The 20,043-nt window shown below is 72.7% G+C and carries 15 protein-coding genes and 1 tRNA gene; 11 read left to right on the top strand and 5 right to left on the bottom strand.

What is annotated here, in order from left to right:
* The first annotated feature begins 4 nt into the window (after window positions 1-4).
* Entirely contained in the window at window positions 5-595 is a 591-nt protein-coding gene (locus OG488_RS06505; protein WP_329226768.1) for a hypothetical protein, read from the top strand.
* A gap of 54 nt (window positions 596-649) precedes the next feature.
* Window positions 650-3,397 carry an exo-rhamnogalacturonan lyase family protein gene (locus OG488_RS06500; RefSeq protein WP_329226766.1) on the top strand — a complete coding sequence of 916 codons (2,748 nt, stop codon included), beginning with the start codon at window positions 650-652 and terminating at the stop codon, window positions 3,395-3,397.
* A gap of 42 nt (window positions 3,398-3,439) precedes the next feature.
* On the opposite strand, the gene OG488_RS06495 is transcribed toward OG488_RS06500, so the two are convergent.
* The gene (locus tag OG488_RS06495; protein WP_329226764.1) at window positions 3,440-5,860 is read right to left on the bottom strand and encodes an SCO7613 C-terminal domain-containing membrane protein; all 2,421 of its coding nucleotides are present in this window, start codon (window positions 5,858-5,860) and stop codon (window positions 3,440-3,442) included.
* Window positions 5,861-5,975: 115 nt separating this feature from the next.
* Between OG488_RS06495 and OG488_RS06490 the strand changes: the two genes are divergently transcribed.
* Window positions 5,976-6,047, top strand: a tRNA-Val gene (locus OG488_RS06490).
* Window positions 6,048-6,109: 62 nt separating this feature from the next.
* On the opposite strand, the gene OG488_RS06485 is transcribed toward OG488_RS06490, so the two are convergent.
* A complete protein-coding gene (locus tag OG488_RS06485) occupies window positions 6,110-6,835 on the bottom strand; it encodes a 3'-5' exonuclease (RefSeq protein ID WP_329226762.1) in 726 nt (241 codons plus the stop codon).
* 194 nt (window positions 6,836-7,029) lie between these two features.
* Here OG488_RS06485 and OG488_RS06480 point away from each other — a divergent pair, with 194 nt between their 5' ends.
* From OG488_RS06480 to thrS, 3 genes are all read left to right on the top strand, one after another.
* Complete coding sequence (locus tag OG488_RS06480; protein WP_329226761.1) at window positions 7,030-7,629, top strand: DUF4365 domain-containing protein; 600 nt, start codon at window positions 7,030-7,032, stop codon at window positions 7,627-7,629.
* Window positions 7,629-8,879 (top strand): hypothetical protein, encoded by a 1,251-nt coding sequence (locus OG488_RS06475; RefSeq protein WP_329226759.1) that lies wholly within the window; start codon window positions 7,629-7,631, stop codon window positions 8,877-8,879. The genes OG488_RS06480 and OG488_RS06475 overlap by 1 nt, the downstream gene beginning before the upstream one ends.
* Before the next feature lie 101 nt (window positions 8,880-8,980).
* Window positions 8,981-10,957, top strand: a complete 1,977-nt coding sequence (gene thrS, locus OG488_RS06470) for a threonine--tRNA ligase (RefSeq protein WP_329226757.1) — start codon at window positions 8,981-8,983, stop codon at window positions 10,955-10,957.
* A gap of 28 nt (window positions 10,958-10,985) precedes the next feature.
* Here the strand turns inward: thrS and OG488_RS06465 are convergent, their stop codons facing one another.
* A complete protein-coding gene (locus OG488_RS06465) occupies window positions 10,986-11,663 on the bottom strand; it encodes a potassium channel family protein (protein WP_329226755.1) in 678 nt (225 codons plus the stop codon).
* 66 nt (window positions 11,664-11,729) lie between these two features.
* On the opposite strand from OG488_RS06465, the gene OG488_RS06460 reads away from it, so the two are divergent.
* Window positions 11,730-12,302 (top strand): HIT family protein, encoded by a 573-nt coding sequence (locus tag OG488_RS06460; RefSeq protein WP_329226753.1) that lies wholly within the window; start codon window positions 11,730-11,732, stop codon window positions 12,300-12,302.
* Window positions 12,303-12,326: 24 nt separating this feature from the next.
* On the opposite strand, the gene OG488_RS06455 is transcribed toward OG488_RS06460, so the two are convergent.
* Both OG488_RS06455 and OG488_RS06450 read right to left on the bottom strand, forming a co-directional pair.
* Window positions 12,327-13,997 carry a hypothetical protein gene (locus OG488_RS06455; RefSeq protein ID WP_329238464.1) on the bottom strand — a complete coding sequence of 557 codons (1,671 nt, stop codon included), beginning with the start codon at window positions 13,995-13,997 and terminating at the stop codon, window positions 12,327-12,329.
* Between the two features lie 156 nt (window positions 13,998-14,153).
* Window positions 14,154-16,379, bottom strand: coding sequence for an elongation factor G-like protein EF-G2 (locus OG488_RS06450; RefSeq protein ID WP_329226751.1), 2,226 nt, complete (start codon window positions 16,377-16,379; stop codon window positions 14,154-14,156).
* A gap of 279 nt (window positions 16,380-16,658) precedes the next feature.
* On the opposite strand from OG488_RS06450, the gene pgsA reads away from it, so the two are divergent.
* The 4 genes from pgsA to OG488_RS06430 are packed head-to-tail and all read left to right on the top strand — an operon-like array spanning window position 16,659 to window position 20,002.
* On the top strand, window positions 16,659-17,327 hold the full coding sequence (gene pgsA, locus OG488_RS06445; RefSeq protein WP_329226750.1) for a phosphatidylinositol phosphate synthase: 669 nt from the start codon (window positions 16,659-16,661) through the stop codon (window positions 17,325-17,327).
* Window positions 17,324-18,247, top strand: coding sequence for a phosphatidylinositol mannoside acyltransferase (locus tag OG488_RS06440; RefSeq protein WP_329226749.1), 924 nt, complete (start codon window positions 17,324-17,326; stop codon window positions 18,245-18,247). Before pgsA ends, OG488_RS06440 begins: the two co-directional genes overlap by 4 nt.
* Window positions 18,244-19,404 carry a glycosyltransferase family 4 protein gene (locus tag OG488_RS06435; protein WP_329226748.1) on the top strand — a complete coding sequence of 387 codons (1,161 nt, stop codon included), beginning with the start codon at window positions 18,244-18,246 and terminating at the stop codon, window positions 19,402-19,404. The genes OG488_RS06440 and OG488_RS06435 overlap by 4 nt, the downstream gene beginning before the upstream one ends.
* Before the next feature lie 52 nt (window positions 19,405-19,456).
* Window positions 19,457-20,002, top strand: coding sequence for a hypothetical protein (locus OG488_RS06430; RefSeq protein WP_329226746.1), 546 nt, complete (start codon window positions 19,457-19,459; stop codon window positions 20,000-20,002).
* Window positions 20,003-20,043 lie beyond the last annotated feature (41 nt).

Below are 20,043 nucleotides of genomic sequence, written 5' to 3'. Positions count from 1 at the left end.
CGCCATGGCGACCAGGACCCGCACCCCGGCCGGGCGGCCGCGCGTCATGGACCGCTTCGCCCTGTTCTCCGAATGCCTGCTCGTCGGCGTGTGGATCGCCGTCGCCGCGCTGCCGCTGTTCACGTTCCCCGCGGCCTTCGCCGCGGGGACCCGGCACCTGCGCCGCTACCTCACCGGTGAGCACGGCGGCCTGCGCGAATTCGTGGCCGACGCCCGGACGGCGGCTCGCGGCGGATGGCTCGTCGGTGCGGCCGTGTGGGCCGCCGCGGCCCTGCTGGGGCTCGACCTGGCGGCCGTCCGGGCGGGGCTGCCCGGCGGCCCGCTCGTGGGAGCCGTAGGCATCCTCGCCATGATCGGCTTCCTCGTCGCCGTGGTACGCGCCGCCTCCTGCTGGGAGCCGGGAGCCCGCTGGCCCGCCCTCCTGGCCGCATCCGGCCGCAGGACGGTCACCGACCCCGCCGGATCCCTGCTCCTCGTCTGCGGGATGGCCGTCGTCGTCCTGTCCGGCGCGCTGGTGCTGCCGCTGGCAGTCCCCGTCCTCGGGGCCGTCGCCGCCGCGGCCACCGCCGTACGGCAGCGCGAACTCTCGCGCTGAACGTCCCCCGTCCGTCCCCCTGTTCCGACCATCCGCACGGAGAGAGGCACACCCATGTCCAGGATGCCCCGCAGAACGCTCCTGAAGGCCGCGGCAGCGGCCGGCGCGGCCACACAGCTCAGCTGGTCCCTCGGCACCACGCCCGCCTCGGCCGCCACGGGCGAGGAGAGGACCGCCGAGCCGGTCTCCCTGACCTGGCTCGAGTCCGGCGGCCTCGGCGCCGCCCCCGGCTCCACGGTGGGTGTGCCCTGGCCGAAGGGGCAGTACGCGAAGGACCAGACGTTCGCGCTGTCCACGGAGGACGGCAAGGACGTCCCCGTGCAGTCGTGGACCACCGCCACCTGGCCGGACGGCTCCGCCAAGTGGACCGCGCACGCCGTCGGCCCGGACGCCGCGGGCGCCAGGAAGTTCGTCCTCGCGCCGGGGACGCCGGCCGCACCCGCCCACAAGGTCACCGTGAAGAACACCGGTGGCACCATCAGCGTCTCCACCGGCGTCGTCACCGCGAGGATCGGGAAGAGCGGCTCCTCGCTCATCACCTCCCTCACCCGCGGCTCCACCGAGATCGCCAAGGACGGCAGGCTCGTCCTGATCCGCCAGGGGGAGATCGAGGACGGCGACCAGGGGCGTGAGACGTACGAACGGTTCGAGAGCGCCGTCACCACCGCCGAGGTCGAACAGAGCGGACCGGTCCGCGCCGTCGTCCGCGTGGAGGGCAAGCACCGCCGGGGGAAGCGCTCCTGGCTGCCGTTCTCCGTCCGGCTCTACTTCTACGCGGGCGCCGAGTCGTTCCGCATGGTGCACACCATCACCTTCGACGGCACGCAGGAGCCCGGGAAGGCGAGCGGCGACTTCATCCGCGGCCTCGGGGTCCGCTTCACCGTCCCCATGCGGGACGAGGCGTACGACCGGCACATCCGCATCGGCGGCGAGGACACCGGCATGCTCCGGGAGGCCGTCAAGGGCATCACCGGCCTGCGCCGCGACCCCGGCGCCGCCGTCCAGGCGGCCCAGTTCGAGGGGACGAAGCTCCCGGACCCGGCCACCTGGGACCAGCGCGTCACCAGCCGCCTCCACCTCATCCCCACCTGGGGCGACTACACCCTCAGCCAGCTCTCCGCCGACGGTTTCTCCCTGCGCAAGCGCACCAAGAAGGGCCACGGGTGGATCGCGGCCGGCGGCGGCCGGCGCGCCTCGGGCTTCGGCTACGTCGGAGGGGCGAGCGGCGGACTCGCCTTCGGGCTGCGCGACTTCTGGGAGAAGTTCCCCGCCCAGCTCGACATCCGGGACGCCCACACCGACGCCGCGGAGGTCACCGTCTGGCTCTGGTCGCCCGAGGCCGAGCCGATGGACCTGCGCTTCTACCACGACGGCCTCGGCCAGGACACGTACGCGGAGCAGCTCGAAGGCCTCAACATCACCTACGAGGACTACGAGCCCGGCTTCGGCACCCCCTACGGCATCGCCCGCACGAGCGAACTCGTCTTCTGGGCCCACGACTCCACCCCCGGCGCCACCGCGCTGGCCCAGCAGACCGAAGCGGTCCGCACCCTCCCGCAGCTGGTCGCGCCGCCGTCCCAGCTGATGGCCGCGAAGGTCTTCGGCGGACTGTTCTCCGCGGTCGACCGCTCGACCCCCGCGAAGGCGAGGATCGAGGACCACCTCGACTTCCTGTTCACGTACTACAAGGACCAGGTCGACATGAGGCGCTGGTACGGCTTCTGGGACTACGGCGACGTCATGCACTCCTACGACCCCGCCCGCCACCAATGGCGCTACGACGTCGGCGGCTACGCCTGGGACAACTCGGAGCTCTCGCCCGACCTCTGGCTCTGGTACGCCTACCTGCGGTCCGGCCGTGCCGACATCTTCCGCTTCGCCGAGGCCATGACCCGGCACACCGGCGAGGTCGACGTCTACCACCTCGGCGAGTGGGCCGGCCTCGGTACCCGCCACGGCATCCAGCACTACGCCGACAGCGCCAAGCAGCAGCGCATCGCCAACACCACCTACCGGCGCTTCTACTACTTCCTCACCGCCGACGAACGCGTCGGCGACCTGATGCGCGCCAACGTCGACTCCGACGAGACGTTCCTCGCCCTCGACCCGCTCCGCAAGATCCGCACCGAGCCCTACACCCCCGACCGGCACGCGCTCTCCGTCGGCTTCGGCACCGACTGGAGCGGACTGGTCTCCGCCTGGCTCACCGAGTGGGAGCGCGGCGGCCCGCAGGCCGAGAAGGCCAAGGCGCGCGTCCTCGGCACGATGGAGACGATCGCCGCCCAGCCCAACGGGTTCGTCCAGGGCAGCGGCCTGTACGACCTGGACACCGGGAAGTTCGCCGTCGCCGACGAACCCGTCGTGAGCGTCTCGCACCTCTCGGCGGTCTTCGGCCTCAACGAGCTGTGCGCCGAGCTCATCGACCTCGTGGGCGCCGACGTGCCGGCGTTCGAGGAGTCCTACCTCGACTACTGCCGGTACTTCAACGCGACCAAGACCGAGCAGGCGGAGCGGTACGGGACCAACTTCGGCAGCCTCATCCTCTTCCAGGGCCACTCACGGCTCGACGCCTACGCCGCGGTCCGGACGGGCGACGAGAAGCTCGCCGCCCGCGCCTGGGAGAAGTTCTACAACAGCGACGGGTACAAGGAGTCCGCCCCGTGGAAGACCGAGAAGGTGACCGGACCCGTCACCACCGTCCCCGGCACCGAGGCGAACTGGGTCTACACCAACGACACCGCCCTCTACGGCCTCGCCGCCATCGAGAACCTCGCGCTCATCGGTGACCGGATGCCGGCCTGACAGCCGGCCCCCGGTGCCGGCCCGAGGGCCGGCACCGGGGGGTCACCGCATCCGGCCGAAGCTCTCCCGCACCCGGCGCGCGTCGCGCAGCCGCTGTTCGTACGTCGCACCGACCGCGAGCAGCAGCAGCCCGGCGAGCGCCGGGGGCGCCCAGCGGGGGAGCGCGTCGAAGACCTGCACCACGTGCGGGGCGAGCTCGTGCAGCCCGTCCAGCGCCAGGACCGAACCGCCCAGCACCAGCGGCGCCCGCAGACGCAGGCGGGCACCGGCCAGCGTGACCACCAGCGCCGCGATCCCCAGCAGAAGGGGCCGCAGCCAGTGCGGATCGGCCCACGCCACCACCAGGCTCGGCACCATCGTCATCGACAGGGCGGGACCGTACGCCACCCACGAGGACGCGGCCGGATCCCGGCGGCGGCGCAGGTAGCCCACCACGAACGCGGCCAGGGACACGGGCAGCGTGTACGCCTCGGGGTCCGTCACCCCGGAGGCCGCCAGCCGCACCCAGGCCGCCGCCACGAACAGCCCCGCCGCCGGACACCCCGCCACCCGACGGCGCTCCGGCCGCAGCGCCGTCGCCGCGGCCAGCACCCCGCACAGCCCGAGCACCAGTGCCAGGAACGGTGCGTCCGTCACCGCGAGGCAGACGGCGACCACCGCGGCGAACGCCCCCGCGAGTTCCACCGGTACCGCCACCGCGGGCGTCCGCAGCCGGGCCCCGAGCAGCACCGTCACCGCCGTCACCACCAGCACCAGCGGGGCCGTGTGCGGGGCGCTCCACCCCAGCGACGCCCCCGTGGCACCCGCGACGCCGAGCGCGCAGAGCACCGCGGCACAGGCGAGCACCGACCTGACCGCGGGGACCCGGGATCCGGCCGCCGAGCCGGCCAACAGCACCAGCAGCACCCCGAGGACCACGTACGTCGCGGGCTCGGCGGCCAGCCCGAGCAGGCTCACGCTCACGGCCCCCACCAGCGCGCACACCAGGCAGGTCACCGCGACCGCACCGGCCGGACGGCGTACCGCGAAGCCCAGCACCGCTCCGACCAGGAGCAGTTCCACACCCACCGCCACCGCGTACGGCGCATCGGCCACCGCCAGCAGGGCCGGGACCGCGCCCCAGGCCAGAACGGCCCCGCCGGCCGCGGCGGCGACGCGCCACCCCTTCTCCGGAAGCGACCGCGGCCACCTGAGGTGGAGGGCGGCCGACAGCACCGCCGCCACCACGAGCACCACCGGTGCCGAGGCCGACCCCGACCACGGAACCGCGTGCCCCAGCGCGGCGCGGAAGCCGTCCGGCGCTCCGGACCACACGTCCGCCGTCCACATCACCGGCGCGAGCAGCGCCGCCGCCACCACGGGCGCGGCCCAGAGCACGGAGGCCGCCACCACCGACGCCGACGCCGCGAGGACGCCACCCACGACCGGCCGGGGAACCCGGAACCGCAGCACCACGGACAGGGCCGCACCGCACACCAGGTACGCCACGACCGCCCAGTGCCAGGGCAGCGCCGCACCCGGCACACCACCCACCGCCGCGACCGCCGCGAGGCCCGCCACGACACCCCCGAGCACCGCGAGCTCCTTGGGCGCGCGCCATGCCCCGGACACCGCCACGGCCGCCCCGGCCAGCAGCAGCGCCGCCGGGCCCAGAGCCCCCGGCACGCCGGCCGCCGACACGGACAGTCCCAGGCCCAGTGCCAGCGAGAGCAGCAGCGTCAGCGACGCCCCGACGCAGGCCGTGACCCGTACGCCGGTTCCCCGCCCCCACAGCGCCACCGTGACATCCGCGGCGGCCGTCACGAGGAGGGCCCAGCCGAAGCCGGTCGCCGACGCCCCCGCCGCCCACGCGGTGAACACCAGCGGCAGTTGTCCCGCCACCACGGCCGCGGGCAACGGCGTGCGCAGCGGGCCGAGCAGCAGCCCGTACAGGGTCCACACCGCCGCCAGCACCGCCGACGCGACCGCCGAGAACACGAGCCCGTCCGACTCCGGCGCCGCCACCGCGTGCAGCGCGACCGCGTCCAGCACCGTCAGCACCAGGGCCAGGACGGCCACCGCCTCCGCCGTCGAGGGCAGCCGCCGGCCCAGCAGCGGGGCGGGCGCCACCAGCGCGCCCGCCGTCACCGCCGCCAGCACCGCCGAACGCCCCGCGATGCCCATCTCGCCCCAGCTGAACAGGGTGAACGCGACCGCCGCGACCGTCAGCAGCAGACCACCCAGGACCAGCAGCACGTTCTGCGTGCCGTGCGCGGGCGCGGTCGGGGCCGGCGGACGGGGGACCGGCCCCGGGAACGGCCGTGAGGCGGCGGGCGCCGGAAACGGCCGGGGAGCGGCCGGTGCGTGCAGCACGCTCACCAGCCACGCGCGACGGCTCAGCAGCTGGAGCCGGCGGGCGTCCAGCCGGGACAGTTCGTGATCGAGGAGGGCCAATTCCTCGGCGGGCGGCGGCACATGTCTCATGTACGGGAGTGTGGCGGCCGCCACAGCCGCGGGCATGGGCTCGGATACTCAGTTCCGCCACTGAGTAGGAGTTTGAACCCAGGGCGTCGCGCCCTGTATGGTTCAACCCGTTCCCGGGCGATTAGCTCAGTGGGAGAGCGCTTCGTTCACACCGAAGAGGTCACTGGTTCGAACCCAGTATCGCCCACCCGGGGAAAGCCGGTCCGTCAGCACCACCGACGGACCGGCTTTCGCGTACCCCGGACCGGATCAGGCGGCCGCGGGCAGCTCCGGACGCAACGGCCACGCCGGGTCCACCGCCTCCGGCGCGCCGTTCTTCTCGAACCACGCCTGCAGCCCACGGGCCTGAGCCGCGTGCCACACCGCCTGCAGGGAGTGCACCTCCGCCGGCGACAGCCGCTCCAGCCGGGCGGAGAACCGCCGGCCCACGGCCCGCACCAGCTCGAGCGAGGCCGCCGCGTCGGCCGCCGCGTCGTGCGCGCCGTCCAGCGTCACGCCGTACAGCTCGCACAGGTCCGTCAGCGTGCGGCGGCCCTTGCGGTAGCGGTCCAGGTGTTTGTCCAGCACCCGCGGATCCAGCACGCACAGCGGCTTGTTCCGCAGATAGCCGGCCAGCGACGACGCCCGGTGGCGCCTCAGCTCCCGGTCCAGCAGGGTCAGGTCGAACGGCGCGTTCATCACGACCAGCGGCCGTCCCGTCGCGCACTGCTCCGCCAGCGCCCGGGCTATCTCCTCGACGACCGGTGCGGGCCACCGGCCGTTGCGCTGCAGGTGGTCATCGGTCAGACCGTGGATCTCGGTGGCGCCGGGCGGCACCGGAACCCCCGGATTGACCAGCCAGCGGGTGACGCGGAGCCGTCCGCCCGCCGTGTCCTGGACGACGAGGGCGGCCGAAACGATCCGGTCCTCCTCGACGTCCACGCCTGTCGTCTCGGTGTCAAAAGCCGCCAGCGGCCCCTCGAACCAGTGCATCATCCCCGAACTCCTCGCGCCTGCGCGGCAGATGACGGGATTCCTCTGCCCGGTTCGGTGATACCCGCACCGTATGCCTGATACGCCGTTTACGGCCCGGCTCCTGCGGTGACAACAGAAGTGACGGGCAAGGAAGTTGACCAGCCCGCCAGCGGAGACCGGGCAACCGGTCGGCACAGCCCGGAAGGCACGGAGCCATGGCGCTCGCGCAGCCGAACCCAGGGAGTCCCGCCCGCACCGAGGACCACGGGGGAAAGCCGCCGCAGCAGCGGAGCACCTCACCGCTGCGCGGCACACTCGCCACCACCGCCTGCATGGAGACCCTCCAGGTGGGCTACCTCCACGCGGTGGCGGCCGCGGCGGGCTGCTCGCTCTCGCAGCCCTTCCCCGACAACGGCATCGACTGGCACGTCAGCCACGGTGCCCCCGACCACACCGTCGACGACGAGGTGACCATCAAGGTGCAGCTCAAGTGCACCTACCAGATCCCCCCGCACCCGCCCGGAGCCGCGTTCTCCTTCACCCTCGACAACGCCCATCTGGTGAAGCTCGCGCGCACCCCCGTGTCGGTGCACAAGATCCTGGTCGTGATGCTCGTGCCCCGCAGCCAGGACGACTGGCTGCGGGCCGGACACGACGGCCTGGACCTGCGGCACTGCTGCTACTGGACGAACCTGGCCGGCCACCCCGTGACGGGCCGCAACCGGACCACCGTACGCATCCCGACCTCGCGGATCTTCGACGACCGCGCGCTCTGCGACATCATGGCCCGGGTCGGGGCGGGAGGGAGACCCTGATGCACCGGTCGACGGACGAACCCACCGGAGGAACGGTCCCGGCGGGCAGCCGCGCACACCCGTACGCCGACGGGCCTGATCCCGGCCGGACGCCCGACCCCGCACGCGTCGACCCCGCCGTCCTCGGAACGCTGCTCCGGCGGCACGGCTGGCACCGGCGCGGAGGCGCGCAGGGGCGCTACAGCCGCTGGATCCCGCCGGGCCCCGCCACCACCGGCACCAGCCTGCTCGTGCCGGACACCACCGCCTTCCCCGACAGCGAGGACCTGCTCGCCGAGGCCCTCACCGCGCTCAGCCGCAGCGCCGCCCCCTCCGCCCGCGACATCCTCGTCGCCCTCACCGTGCCCAGCGACGAGATCCACTGGTGGCGCGACGTCCCCGAAGGAGCCGCGGGAGCCACGGGGGCCGCCGACTGGACCGGCGCGGACCAGCTGCGGACGGCTGCCCGGCAGATCCTGCTCGCCGGAGCCCTCGCCGTGCGCGGCCGGGCCGGCTACCACGGTGCCCGCCACCTGAGGAAGGCCCGGAGCGCCCTGGACGGCACCCTCGTCGGACCGGCGGCCGACGGCCGGGCCCTCACCGCGTTCGTCCCCGTGACCTCGGGCCGCGCCGTGGCCATACAGCTCTACGCGGCGCTCCACGCGGCCCGGGAGGCCGTGGACTACCAGCGCGCCACCGGCGGGATGGAGGCGTTCGACGCCGCGGTCGCGGCCGGCGTCAGCCGGGAACTCACCGAGGCGGTCGTCGCCCTCGTCCGGGGAGCGGAGGGCACCAGGATCACCTTGGCCTGGGCTCCCGCCGCCGGCGCCCCACCGGGCTGCCCGGCCGGTCCCGAACCGGTCGAGTTCTCGCCCGGGGACCTGCCCGCCCTCCGCCTGGCCGGAGCGCGCTTCCTCCAGGACGAACCCGCCGTCGCCGTGCGGATCACGGGTGCCGTCGTCCGGCTGCGCCGCTCGGGGCCCCGGGGCTCCGGCGTCGTACGGCTGCGGGTCCTGGCGGGGGCGGAGGTCGCGCACGTGCGGATCGAGCTCGACGAGGAGGCCTACCGGATCGCCGGCCACGCCCACCTGGTCGGACTCCCGCTCCGCGTGGACGGCAGGCTGGAGAACAGGGGCGGCTTCCGGAGGCTCACCGGCGCCTCGCAGGTGGCCCCCGTCCAGGTCGACGAGGCCGAGCGCGACCGGCTGATGAAGTCGCTCCACGAGAACGTCGACTTCTTCGAGGAGGCGTGCACGGGGGACGAGGAGTAGGCGCCCCGGTATCCCTTTCGCGTCGAGGCCCCCCGGCTCGGTACGATTCCTCTTGCGCGCGCAAGAGGAAAGCGACGCACCCCCTCAGTCAGGAGAGACCGGTGTCAGACGTCCGTGTGATCATCCAACGCGATTCCGAGCGGGAAGAGCACGTGGTGACGACGGGCACGACGGCCGCGGAGCTCTTCCCCGGGCAGCGCACCGTCGTCGCCGCGCGGATCGCCGGGGAGCTGAAGGACCTCGCGTACGAGCTCCGGGACGGCGAGACCGTCGAGCCCGTCGAGATCTCCTCCGAGGACGGCCTGAACATCCTGCGGCACTCCACCGCGCACGTGATGGCACAGGCGGTGCAGGAGCTCTTCCCCGAGGCCAAGCTGGGCATCGGCCCGCCGGTCAAGGACGGCTTCTACTACGACTTCGACGTCGAGAGGCCCTTCACGCCCGAGGACCTCAAGGCCATCGAGAAGAAGATGCAGGAGATCCAGAAGCGGGGACAGAGGTTCTCCCGCCGGGTGGTCACCGACGAGGCCGCCCGCGAGGAGCTCGCCGACGAGCCGTACAAGCTGGAGCTCATCGGCATCAAGGGCTCCGCCTCCACGGACGACGGCGCGGACGTCGAGGTGGGCGGCGGCGAGCTGACCATCTACGACAACCTGGACGCCAAGACCGGTGACCTGTGCTGGAAGGACCTCTGCCGGGGCCCGCACCTGCCCACCACCCGGTTCATCCCCGCGTTCAAGCTGATGCGGAACGCGGCTGCGTACTGGCGGGGCAGCGAGAAGAACCCCATGCTCCAGCGCATCTACGGCACCGCCTGGCCCACCAAGGACGAGCTCAAGGCGCACCTGGAGTTCCTGGAGGAGGCCGCCAAGCGCGACCACCGCCGCCTCGGCAGCGAGCTGGACCTGTTCTCCTTCCCCGACGAGATCGGCCCTGGCCTCGCCGTCTTCCACCCCAAGGGCGGCGTCATCCGCCGGGCCATGGAGGACTACTCGCGCCGCCGCCACGAGGAGGAGGGCTACGAGTTCGTCTACTCGCCGCACGCCACCAAGGGCAAGCTCTTCGAGAAGTCCGGCCACCTGGACTGGTACGCCGACGGCATGTACCCCCCCATGCAGCTCGACGACGGGGTGGACTACTACCTCAAGCCGATGAACTGCCCGATGCACAACCTGATCTTCGACGCGCGTGGCCGCTCCTACCGCGAACTGCCGCTGCGCCTCTTCGAGTTCGGCACGGTCTACCGGTACGAGAAGTCGGGTGTCGTCCACGGCCTGACCCGCTCGCGCGGCTTCACCCAGGACGACGCGCACATCTACTGCACCAAGGAGCAGATGGCGGAGGAGCTCGACCGGACGCTCACCTTCGTCCTGAACCTCCTGCGCGACTACGGGCTGACCGACTTCTACCTGGAGCTCTCGACCAAGGACCCGGAGAAGTACGTCGGGTCGGACGAGACCTGGGAGGAGGCCACCGAGACGCTGCGCCAGGTCGCCGAGAAGCAGGGCCTCCCGCTCGTCCCGGACCCGGGCGGCGCCGCGTTCTACGGCCCGAAGATCTCGGTCCAGTGCAAGGACGCCATCGGCCGCACCTGGCAGATGTCGACCGTGCAGCTCGACTTCAACCTGCCGGAGCGCTTCGACCTGGAGTACACCGGCCCGGACGGTTCCAAGCAGCGCCCGGTCATGATCCACCGCGCCCTGTTCGGCTCCATCGAGCGCTTCTTCGCCGTGCTGCTGGAGCACTACGCGGGCGCGTTCCCGGTCTGGCTCGCCCCGGTCCAGGCGGTCGGCATCCCGATCGGCGACACCCACATCCCGTACCTCCAGGAGTTCGCCGCCGAGGCGCGCAAGAAGGGGCTGCGGGTCGAGGTGGACGCCTCCTCCGACCGGATGCAGAAGAAGATCAGGAACCACCAGAAGGCCAAGGTGCCCTTCATGGTCATCGTCGGTGACGACGACATGAACGCCGGCACGGTGTCCTTCCGCCACCGCGACGGCTCGCAGGAGAACGGCATCCCGCGCGACGAGGCGATCGCCAAGCTCCTCGACGTGGTGGAGCGCCGCGTACAGGTCTGATCCGTACGGTGACGAGGCCCCCGGTGAGCTACACGCTCCCCGGGGGCCTCTTCTCGTCCTCCCGGGCGAACACCTGCAGCAGCCACGACGAGAACGAGCCCGTCACCGCTCCCAGCAGCGCCAGCCCGCAGGCCATCAGCCCCGCCGCGACCACCCGGCCGCCGAACGTGACCGGCACGGCGTCCCCGTACCCCACCGTCGTGAGCGTCGCGCACGCCCACCACACCGCGTCCCCGAACGTACGGATCGTGGAGCCTGCCGCCCCCCTCTCCTGGTGGTACACCGCGAGCGCGGCGGAGAAGCCGAGGAGCACGGTCGTCAGCCCGGCGTACGTCATCACCCGGGCGTAGAGGCTCATCCGGGGCTGCTCCCGGCGCTTCTGGACCGCCGTGTAGATCTGGACCACGCGCAGCGGGCGCAGCAGCGGCAGCAGGAGGACGGCCGTGTCCAGCCAGTGCGTGCGCACGAAGCGCCGGCCCTGGCCGCTGAGCCGGAGCCGTACGCCGTAGTCCACCCCGAAGAGCAGCCACGTGAAGGCGACGAGGGCGAGGGCGATGTCCCGCCAGGGCTGGGCGCCGAGCGGGGCGAGGACCCGGACCGCGTAGCCGGTGAGGAAGACCAGCGCCGCGGCGAAGAGAGGCACCTCGGTGCGCTGCTCCCATTCCGTGAGCCGGTCGGGGACGGGGGCTGCGGGACGGTCGCTCATGGCGCCAGCATCGCGGGGCGCGGACGGGGTCGGCCCCGGCGACACGCGCGGCGGGAGCGACGCAATATGCTGACGGGCATGACGAGTGAGCCGGAACAGCAGATCGGAGTGGGGACGCCCGACGCGTTCCAGCGCCTGTGGACGCCCCACCGGATGGCCTACATCCAGGGTGAGAGCAAGCCGAGCGGCCCGGGGGCCGGCGACGGCTGTCCGTTCTGCGAGATTCCCTCGAAGTCGGACGAGGACGGGCTCATCGTCGCCAGGGGAGAGCAGGTCTACGCCGTGCTCAACCTGTACCCGTACAACGGCGGCCACCTGATGGTGGTCCCGTACCGGCACGTGGCCGACTACACGGAGCTGGACGGCCCGGAGACCGCGGAGCTGGCCGACTTCACCAAGCGGGCCATGGTCGCCCTGCGGGCCGCCTCCGGGGCGCACGGCTTCAACATCGGGATGAACCAGGGGGCGGAGGCGGGCGCCGGCATCGCCGCCCACCTCCACCAGCACGTGGTGCCCCGCTGGGGCGGGGACACCAACTTCATGCCGGTCGTCGGACACACGAAGGTGCTCCCGCAGCTGCTGGGCGACACCCGGACGATGCTGGCCGGCGTGTGGCCGGCCGAGCTGCCGTCCGCCTGAGCGGGCCTTCGCCCCGGACGGGGGTCAGGCGTCGTAGACGTCGGCCTTCCTCGGGGCGGGGTCCTGGACCATGCCGCTGAGGATCGAGGAGCGGGTGTCGAAGCGCTCGGTGTCGACCCCGTGCTCCGTCAGGACCCGCTTGGCGGCGGAGTGCACCACGCGCAGCACCGGGGTGGCCGCGCGCATGGCGTCGTCGGCCATGAAGCGGTGCCCCCACGGCTTGGCCGCCCAGGCGTGGCGCAGGCCGAAGGGCTCGGGCAGGACGATCTTGCCGCCCAGGTAGTCGAGCAGCGGGGGATACCAGGTCAGCGGGGCCCGGAGGGCGAGCCGCACGACCTCGCTCGCCTTGATGAGGGGAAGCGCGACCTTCCGGGTCTCCCAGAACCTGACCGCCTTCTTGACCGTCTTGGTCGGTGCCTCCGGCTTGCTGAGGAAGAGCCCGTGGACGGGACCCAGCGCGTGCCCGGTGACCTCGATCCTCAGGGTCTCGTGGAGCACGGTGACGGTGATCAGCATGGTGATCACCAGCTGCCCGTCCCAGAGGGTGAACTGGACACCCAGGTAGTGCCGGTCGCCGCTGCCGAACTGCTGGTGGTTGCAGATGCGCTGTATCTCGTGGGGCTTGACCTGGAAGGTCGCGACGTCCTCGCCGGCGGGCCGGGAGACGGAGTCCGCGTTCTCCCCGATGGGGGAGACGATCCAGTGCTTGACGGACGGCGTGGGGAAACCGCCGGTGTTCAGCGGGCCGCGCTCCAGCAGCTTCAGCTGGTCGTGGATGGCACGCACGACGTCCCAGCTGCGGAACTGGTGGATCTCCCTGGTGGGGTCCGCGGGGGTGAGCTCCTCGGCGAGATGCCAGCCGCCCCACCGGGTCCCCATCCCCAGGATGCCCTTGGGCCCGGCGTAGAAGACGGCGTTGGACTGCTGCTCCGCGGCGAGCTTCTCCAGGCTCTGGCGCAGCTCCTCGCGCGCGGTCTCGTTGGGACTCCTGGGCGCGGCCTCGGGGATCTTCGCGATGACGCCGGCGCCGGACAGGAGCCCCTCCCAGCGGGCCCGCAGGTCGCGTACGGACGTCTCGGCGATCCGCTTGGCCAGCAGCCAGCCGATGACCGGGGCGATCGCCGCGGCGCGCAGGTAGAGGGCCGGGAGCCCGGTCAGCGGCATGGCGATCAGGAAGATCGCGGCGAGGCCGCCGAGCACGACGAGCAGGATGCCGCCGAGGGCCTGGAAGAACTTGTCCGTGGACTTGTTGAGGGAGTCGCGCAGCCGGAAGGCGAGGACCCAGAAGAGCAGCCCGGGCAGGAAGAGGACGCCGAGGAGGACGGTGACCAGGGTGAGCTTCTTGTCCCGGGCCTTGCGCAGACCGCTCGCGGACAGGCAGTGCTCGACGACGGTCTGCGGGTCGGTGCCGAAGGACTGGATGAGCGCGGCCCGGCCGCCGCCGAGCATGCGCTCCTGGACGGCCCGGGAGAACGCCTCGCCGAGATTCGGCTTGAAGTAGTCGGACTTGAACAGCTTCGACTCGCCCGGTTTCACCTCGGACTTGTGCCACTCGCTGTTGGCCTTGAGGATCTCCGTCACATCGCTGTCGCGGTACGCGGCGGAGGCGAGGGCGTTGGTCGCCACCGCCTGCGCTCCCGCACCCTGGAGCGGGATCTGCGCTCCGGGAGAGAAATCGAATCCGTCGTTGGCCACTGTCGCCCCCACTCGCCCGCACGGTCTGCTCCTGCGGCTGTTCCCAACTACCGTACGTCGCACACCTTCTGAGCTGGGCCCACAGCGTATCGTCCGGGCCGGGCGCCCGCCCGCCGATCGGGCCGGAGGCGGGCGGAAGGGGTCATATCCAGTCAACTAGCTCACTTTTGTGCCGTTTTCCTGCGCTTCGCGGATGCGGTTCGCGAGGTGAGGGGGCATCGGCTCGTGCCGGGCGTACGCCCGGTCGAACCGTCCGGTGCCGTGCGTCAGCGAGCGGAGGTCGACGGTGTACCTGCTGATCTCGATCTCCGGCACCTCGGCGCGGACGAGCGTGCGCTCCCCGGTCGACTGTTCGGTGCCCACGACCCTGCCGCGCCGCCCCGCGAGGTCACTCATGACCGCCCCCACGTAGTCGTCGGGGACCAGCACACCGATCCGGGCGACGGGTTCGAGGAGCTCGACGCGGGTGTCCGCCGCGGCCTCCCGCAGCGCCAGGGCGCCCGCGGTCTGGAAGGCGGCGTCGGAGGAGTCCACCGAGTGGGACTTCCCGTCGAGGAGGGTCACCCGTACGTCGACGAGCGGATTCCCGGCCGCGAGGCCGCGAGCCGCCTGGGTGCGTACGCCCTTCTCCACGGAGGCGACGAACTGCCGCGGCACGGAGCCGCCGACCACCTCGTCGACGAACTCGACGCCCGAGCCGGGCGGCAGCGGCTCCACCTCGATCTCGCAGACGGCGTACTGGCCGTGGCCGCCCGACTGCTTGACGTGCCGGCCGTGTCCCGCGGTCCGGGAGGCGAACGTCTCCCGCAGCGGGACACGAGGGGGCTCGGCGTCGACCTGGACGCCGTACCTGCCGCGCAGGCGCTCCAGCGCCACCTCCGTCTGCGCCTCGCCCATGCACCACAGGACGACCTGGTGGGTGTCCTGGTTCTGCTCCAGGCGCATCGTCGGATCCTCGGCGACCAGGCGCGCCAGGCCCTGCGAGAGCTTGTCCTCGTCGGCCTTGCCGTGGGCGCGGACCGCCAGGGGGAGCAGCGGGTCGGGCATGACCCACGGCTCCATCAGCAGGGGGTCGCCGTCGTCCGAGAGCGTGTCGCCCGTCTCCGCCCCGCCCAGCTTGGAGACGCAGGCCAGATCTCCCGCGACACATCGGTCCAGCGGGCGCTGCTGTCCGCCGAAGGGCGCGGAGAGGGCGCCGACGCGCACGTCGGACCCGTGGTTCGGGCTCGCCTCGCCGTCGGGCCGGGTGAGGCCGTGACCGCACACGTGCACGGTGTCGTCGGGGCGCAGCGTGCCCGAGAAGACACGGACGAGGGAGACCCGTCCCACGTAGGGGTCGGACGAGGTCTTGACGACCTCGGCGACCAGGGGTGCCGCCGGATCGCGGACGGGGGCGGGGCGCGGGGTGCCGTCCGGGGTCGTGACGGCGGGCGGCGCGTGCTCCTCGGGCGAGGGGAAGCCGCGGGTGACCAGGTCGAGGAGCTCCACGGTGCCGACGCCCTGCCGGGCACCCTCGGCGGCCGGTGCGGCGGTGAGCACGGGGTGGAAGGATCCGCGTGCCACGGCGCGCTCCAGGTCGTCGACGAGCGTCGTGAGGTCCATCTCGCCGCCGCCGAGGTAGCGGTCCATGAGGGTCTCGTCCTCGCTCTCGGCGATGATCCCCTCGATCAGCCGGTCACGTGCCCCCTGGAGCGGCTCCCACCGGCCCCCGGAGGGCGGAGCCTCCCGCCGCTCCCCCGAGGAGTAGTCGAGGATCCGCCGGGTGAGGAGTCCGGTCAGCCCGGTGAGCGGGGCGTGCCCGTCCGGGCCCTCGGGGCCGTGCACCGGGAGGTAGAGGGGAAGGACGGCGTCCGGGTCGTCGTGCCCGAAGATCCGGCCGCAGACCCGGGTCATCTCCTCGAAGGACGTGCGCGCGGTGTCCAGGTGCGTGACGACGATCGCCCGCGGCATCCCGACGGCCGCGCACTCCTCCCAGACCGCGCGGGTGGTCTCCGCCACGGCGTCCGCCTCCTGGGCGGCCGAGACGACGAAGAGGGCCGCGTCCGCCGCGCGCAGACCGGCCCTGAGCTCCCCGACGAAGTCCGGATGTCCGGGCGTGTCCAGCAGATTGACCTTGCAGCCGTCCCATTCGACGGGGACCAGGGAGAGCTGCACGGAACGCCGTCGGCGCTGTTCGATCGCGTCGTGGTCGGAGACGGTCGAGCCGTCCTCGACCCGGCCGGCCCGGTTCAGCGCTCCGGCCGTCAGCGCGAGCGCCTCGACCAGCGTCGTCTTGCCCGAACCGCTGTGGCCGACCAGCACCACGTTCCGTACGGAAGCGGGCGGGCCGGCCGTCGCCGCCCTTCCGGCGGCGCCGGTGTGCGCATGTGTCCTGTCGCCCATGATGCGTGCCTCCCGATCGGTGGCGCGGTGCCGCATCATCCGGGAGCGGGTGCGGCACGGGCGGGGGAGAGCCGTCGCGGCGGTCCCGTCGACGCCCGCGGTCCTTCGAGCTTTCCACCCGCGCCGGACACCGTCCACACGTCACGTGCGCCGGGGCGTGACTTCCCGGACATGGGGCGGGACGGGGTGCCCCGCCGCTGCCGGGCACGGCTGGTGACTACGATGGGCCAGCCGGTGGCCGCAAGGGCCGCGCGGCGCCCACCGAACCTCGGGAAGGCCATGCTGAACAAGTACGCGCGTGCATTTTTTACGCGTGTCCTCACACCGTTCGCCGCTCTGCTGCTCCGCCTCGGGGTCAGCCCCGACGCGGTCACTCTCGTCGGCACGGCCGGAGTGATGGCAGGTGCGCTGGTCTTCTTCCCGATGGGGGAGTTCTTCTGGGGCACCATCGTGATCACGGTCTTCGTCTTCTCGGACCTGGTCGACGGCAACATGGCCCGGCAGGCCGGGATCTCCAGCCGGTGGGGCGCGTTCCTGGACTCGACGCTCGACCGGGTGGCCGACGGCGCGATCTTCGCCGGCTTCGCCCTCTGGTACGCGGGCGGCGGGGACGACAACGTGCTGTGCGCGGTCGCGATCTTCTGCCTGGCCAGCGGCCAGGTGGTCTCGTACACGAAGGCCCGGGGCGAGTCGATCGGTCTGCCGGTCGCGGTGAACGGGCTGGTGGAGCGCGCCGAGCGGCTCGTGATCTCGCTGGTCGCCGCCGGCCTCGCCGGACTGCACGGCTTCGGGGTGCCGGGAATCCAGGTCCTGCTGCCGATCGCGCTGTGGATCGTCGCCGTCGGCAGCCTCGTCACGCTGGTCCAGCGGGTGGTGACCGTGCGCAGGGAGTCGGCCGAGGCCGACGCCGCCGCGGCCGCGGAACAGGGGAGCGAGGCCGCGCAGTGAGCGGCACCGGATCCGATCTCAGGGGACGGTTGACCGACGGGCTCTACGGCCTCGGCTGGGGCGCGGTCAAGAAGCTTCCCGAACCGGCTGCGGCCGCGCTCTTCCGCACCCTGGCCGACCAGGTGTGGAAGAGGCGCGGGAAGTCGGTGCTGCGCCTGGAGTCGAACCTCGCACGGGTGGTGCCGGACGCGGACGCTGCGCGGCTCGCAGAGCTGTCCAAGGCCGGCATGCGCTCCTACATGCGGTACTGGATGGAGTCCTTCCGGCTGCCGACCTGGAGCCCGCAGCGGATCAAGGCCTCCATCGACGTCCGCGACGTCCACCGGCTCACCGAGGGACTGGACGCCGGGCAGGGTGTCGTCCTCGCCCTGCCGCACCTGGGGAACTGGGACCTGGCGGGCGCATGGGTCACCACCGACCTGAAGGTGCCGTTCACGACGGTCGCCGAGCGGCTCAAGCCGGAGACCCTCTACGACCGTTTCGTCGCCTACCGCCAGGGCCTGGGCATGGAGGTCCTGCCGCACAACGGGGGCGCCGCGTTCGGCACGCTGGCCCGGCGGCTGCGCGCGGGCGGGCTGGTCTGCCTCGTCGCCGACCGCGATCTCTCGGCCTCCGGCGTCGAGGTGGACTTCTTCGGGGACACCGCGCGCATGCCCGCCGGACCGGCACTGCTGGCCCAGCAGACCGGCGCGCTGCTGCTGCCCGTCACCCTCTGGTACGACGGCACGCCGGTGATGCGGGCACGGGTCCACCCGCCCGTCGCCGTACCGGAGTCAGGCAGCCGCACCGAGAAGACGTCCTCCATGACACAGGCGCTGGCCGACGCCTTCGCCACCGGGATCGCCGAGCATCCGGAGGACTGGCACATGCTGCAACGGCTCTGGATCTCCGATCTGGAACCCCAGGGAGAAGCTCCGTGAAGATCGGCATCGTCTGCCCGTACTCCTGGGACGTGCCGGGCGGGGTGCAGTTCCACATCCGCGACCTGGCCGAGCATCTGATCCGCCTCGGCCACGACGTCTCCGTGCTCGCGCCCGCCGACGACGAGACACCGCTCCCGCCGTACGTCGTGTCCGCGGGCCGCGCGGTGCCCGTCCCGTACAACGGCTCGGTCGCCCGGCTGAACTTCGGGTTCCTGTCCGCCGCGCGGGTCCGTCGCTGGCTGAACGACGGCATCTTCGACGTCATCCACATCCACGAGCCCACCTCGCCCTCCCTGGGGCTGCTCACCTGCTGGGCGGCGCAGGGGCCGATCGTGGCCACCTTCCACACGTCCAACCCCCGCTCCCGGGCCATGATCGCGGCGTACCCGATCCTCCAGCCGGCGCTGGAGAAGATCAGCGCGCGGATCGCGGTGAGCGAGTACGCCCGCCGGACGCTGGTCGAGCACCTCGGCGGGGACGCCGTGGTCATCCCCAACGGCGTCGACGTGGACTTCTTCGCCCGCGCCGAACCGAAGGCCGAGTGGCAGGGCGGCACGCTCGGCTTCATAGGGCGCATCGACGAGCCCCGCAAGGGGCTGCCCGTCCTGATGAAGGCGCTGCCCTCGATCCTCGCCGCCCGGCCCGGCACACGGCTGCTGGTCGCGGGGCGCGGCGACGAGGAGGAGGCGGTCGCCTCTCTGCCGAAGGAGATGCGCGAGCGCGTCGAGTTCCTCGGCATGGTGAGCGACGAGGACAAGGCACGGCTCCTGCGCAGCGTCGACGTGTACGTCGCGCCCAACACCGGCGGCGAGAGCTTCGGCATCATCCTGGTCGAGGCGCTCTCGGCGGGCGCGCCGGTCCTCGCCAGCGACCTGGACGCGTTCGCGCAGGTGCTCGACCAGGGCGCCGCGGGCGACCTGTTCGCCAACGAGGACGCCGACGCGCTGGCCGCCGCCGCGATCCGGCTGCTCGGCGACCCGGAGCGGCGCGAAGGACTCCGGGAGCGGGGCAGCGCCCATGTGCGCCGCTTCGACTGGACGACGGTCGGCGCGGACATCCTGGCCGTGTACGAGACGGTCACGGACGGGGCCGCCGCCGTCGACACCGACGAACGCACCGGGCTCCGCGCGCGCTTCGGCCTCGCCAGGGACTGACGGGCGCACCGGCGGGTCCGGGCGGGGCCCGCCGACGGTACCCTTGCCGCCCGTGATCGAAATCCTCATCTGGACCGCCGTCGCGCTCTTCGCTATCGGCCTGTATCTCAGCTGGACCGCCGGGCGGCTCGACCGGCTCCACGCCCGTATCGACGCGGCCCGCGCGGCGCTCGACGCCCAGCTGCTGCGTCGCGCCTCGGTCACCCAGGAACTGGCCACGTCCGGTGTCCTCGACCCCGCCGCGTCGATCGTGCTGTACGAGGCGGCGCACGCGGCACGCCAGGCCGAGGAGGAGCAGCGCGAGGTCGCCGAGAGCGAGCTGAGCACCGCCCTGCGGGCCGTCTTCGGCGAGTCGGCGCAGGTCGACGCGGTGAAGGAGGTCCCGGGCGGCGAGGACGCGGCCAGGGAACTGGCCGCCGCCGTACGCCGCGTACCGATGGCGCGCCGCTTCCACAACGACGCCGTGCGCGCCGCCCGCGCCCTGCGCAGGCACCGGACGGTACGGCTGTTCCGCCTCGCGGGGCACGCCCCGTTCCCGCTGGCGTTCGAGATGGACGACGCGCCCCCGGTCGCCCTGGCGGACCGTCCCGGCAGCTGAGACCGGGTCCTCCCGGGCCGGGGGCGGGGGACGGACCCGGG

The organism is Streptomyces sp. NBC_01460 (assembly GCF_036227405.1).
Lineage (GTDB): Bacteria > Actinomycetota > Actinomycetes > Streptomycetales > Streptomycetaceae > Streptomyces.
The sequence above is the reverse complement of the archived record's forward strand: the minus strand, read 5'-3'. Positions and strand labels throughout refer to the sequence as shown.